This is a genomic window from Chryseobacterium koreense CCUG 49689, assembly GCF_001045435.1.
In the GTDB taxonomy this organism is placed as follows: domain Bacteria; phylum Bacteroidota; class Bacteroidia; order Flavobacteriales; family Weeksellaceae; genus Kaistella; species Kaistella koreensis.
Genome location: NZ_LFNG01000052.1, coordinates 1 through 2,321, shown reverse-complemented (window position 1 = coordinate 2,321; position 2,321 = coordinate 1). Strand labels below are relative to the sequence as shown.

Genomic DNA, 2,321 nt, shown 5'->3' with positions numbered 1-2,321 from the left:
AGCTCCGGTAGCTTTTCGGCGGCATTTTGGTCCTCTTATGGGGATATCGTTTTTAGAATTTAGATACACAAAGCCGTTTTTTCAGAAGAACTGCTTTTTTTGTGGCGCTTGGTAGCCTTTGGGAGGGGATTTCTGCGGTTTTTCTTAACAGCTTGATCCATGACGGGAGTAATTGTCGAAAGTACGTTTGCTTCTGCCCAGGATGGAAATATTTCTTTCGAAGCGTTGCAGGAATTGGGCAAAACCGTTAACCTCGCTCGAGGTACGATTCAGGATTTTGTTCGTCCTTAAATCCTCCGGAGATTTTTTTTGTAGCCATAGTAAATGTTTTGATTGCTAAAAATACAAAATTACTAAAACGGCGAAAAGGGAAAAGCTAGCGGAGGTTTAGTTCAACAGATGTTTGGCGCAATACAGGGTTGAAGTTTTCGTTGCAAATTTGTTTATTTAATCCGCCATTGCTTTTTGTTCCACATTTTTACTTAATTTAGTTTCACGAAAAAGCAATGGCTTCGGGAAGTTTTTAGCGAAAGGTTTGTTATTTTAATCCCGCACTGCGCCAAGCCTTTTCCCGTTACTTGCAAGCGTAACTCAATTTGCGTATAAATTATGAGTGAAAATTTAATGTTTTCAGCAAACACTAAAAAGATTTATAGAAAATTAAATATAACGTAACTTAGTATGGCTATATTTTTTCTTTCTTTTGAGTTTATTCGCGTAAAATTAGATGCAAATAGCAAATTAGACTATATAATCTTAATAGTCTTAATCATTAAATTTCTTTGGGACATCATGGCTGACAAAAATATAAAGTCAATTGAATTTAATAGTTTTCAAAACAAACTGACTGTTATTGAAAATAACTATTTTGGAAAAGAATCTAAATATAAAATTAACTACTCTGACCTTAATTATGAAATTGAAAATTCTAACAATTTTTGGAAAATATTTGTTGGAAAAAAAATTCTTACATTCTTAAAAAATAAAATGGAAATGTTTAAAATAGGAAAATCATCAGGCTACACTGAAAAACAAATCTTTGAAATTGAATCGAAACTTCTTGAAATTAAAAATGCATGCAGATAAAATATGTTTGGCGCAATGCGTGGTTGAAGTTTTCATCGAAGATTTGGTTAATTAATCCGCCATTTCTTTTTTGTTCCACATTTTTACTTAATTTAGTTTCACGAAAAAGTAATGGCTTCGGGAAGTTTTTAGCGAAAGGTCTGATATTTTAATCCCGCACTGCCGCCAAGCCTTTTTCGTTATCTGTAATTCCCCTACTCGAAAACGAAGTTGTTTTTAGCAGCTAACCAATAAAATTTCACTATTTTTATCTATCAAATTTCAAAAATAAAACTACCTGATTACCAAAGCTTTGCTTTAACGTTAGTTAGGATTTTATACCAATATCGTGGAGAACAAATTCATTACTATAAAGAAAATGACAAATGGAAAATATTTCTTTGATGGAAATATTTATTTTTTGACTTTGATTTTATTCTTCATAATTATTTTCCCATTCATATATCTTGCAACTGGAAATCTTACTTTAAGTGTTATTTTTTTGATTATTTTTTGGGCTGTTATAAATGTTATTGTTTTAATTTCAAATTATTTTGGAAAAAAAATGCATTCCAAAATTTTTGAGAAAGGAATTTTCAAAAATCTGCTTAATAAAGGATTTCAAAAAGAGAATATTTATAAGTATGAAGGACTAACAAAAGAAATTAATGGTAGAACAATCAGAGTATTTTACAATTGGAATAAAACAGCCGACGGAATTTTGAGTTTTGGGGATATTGAAATTGATATTTATTTTGAGCCTCAAATAATAAATGACAATATTGAAAACATTGACGAATTGAAGTTGAGAAATTTAACTAAACAATATGATGAAACTTTTTGGTCCAAAGCAGACCGAACAATTTTCGCATTTGACAGACTAAAATTATTTTTCAACTATTATCCTTGGACTAATTCAAAAAAAATAGAAAAGCGAATTGAAAATGGTCTAAAAATACTTGATGATAACAATCTTAAACCTTTTTCAATTAAATCAATTAATAAGCCTGAATTTAAAGTTCTTGAAGAGAGATTATATTTCCTTCCAAATATGGAATTTATTTGGGAACATATAGAAAACAACTTCCGCTAATAACTAAGCTTTCGTTTTGTCTGCAAGACCAGAAACCGGAGGTTCGGCGGAGCCAAATGAAAGCCCGTTGAACGGAAGCTCCGGTAGCTTTTCGGCGGCATTTTGGTCCTCTTATGGGATATCGTTTTTAGAATTTAGATACACAAAGCAGTTTTTTCAAAAG

3 protein-coding genes are annotated in these 2,321 nt (G+C 31.1%); all 3 read left to right on the top strand.

Going from position 1 to position 2,321, the window contains the following annotated elements; genetic code table 11:
- Positions 1-159: 159 nt before the first annotated feature.
- The 3 genes from ACM44_RS15895 (at position 160) to ACM44_RS14685 (ending at position 2,158) form a co-directional block, all read left to right on the top strand.
- Positions 160-291 carry a hypothetical protein gene (locus ACM44_RS15895; RefSeq protein ID WP_262486493.1) on the top strand — a complete coding sequence of 44 codons (132 nt, stop codon included), beginning with the start codon at positions 160-162 and terminating at the stop codon, positions 289-291.
- Between the two features lie 390 nt (positions 292-681).
- Positions 682-1,086, top strand: a complete 405-nt coding sequence (locus ACM44_RS14690; RefSeq protein WP_048500817.1) for a hypothetical protein — start codon at positions 682-684, stop codon at positions 1,084-1,086.
- A 358-nt stretch (positions 1,087-1,444) separates the two neighbouring features.
- Positions 1,445-2,158 (top strand): hypothetical protein, encoded by a 714-nt coding sequence (locus ACM44_RS14685; RefSeq protein ID WP_152669400.1) that lies wholly within the window; start codon positions 1,445-1,447, stop codon positions 2,156-2,158.
- Positions 2,159-2,321 lie beyond the last annotated feature (163 nt).

What these genes read in the sequence shown, in the direction of transcription:
- ACM44_RS15895 (WP_262486493.1), top strand. Translation starts at nt 160, where the DNA reads ATGACGGGAGTAATTGTCGAAAGTACGTTTGCTTCTGCCCAGGATGGA.
- ACM44_RS14690 (WP_048500817.1), top strand. Translation starts at nt 682, where the DNA reads ATGGCTATATTTTTTCTTTCTTTTGAGTTTATTCGCGTAAAATTAGAT.
- ACM44_RS14685 (WP_152669400.1), top strand. Translation starts at nt 1,445, where the DNA reads ATGACAAATGGAAAATATTTCTTTGATGGAAATATTTATTTTTTGACT.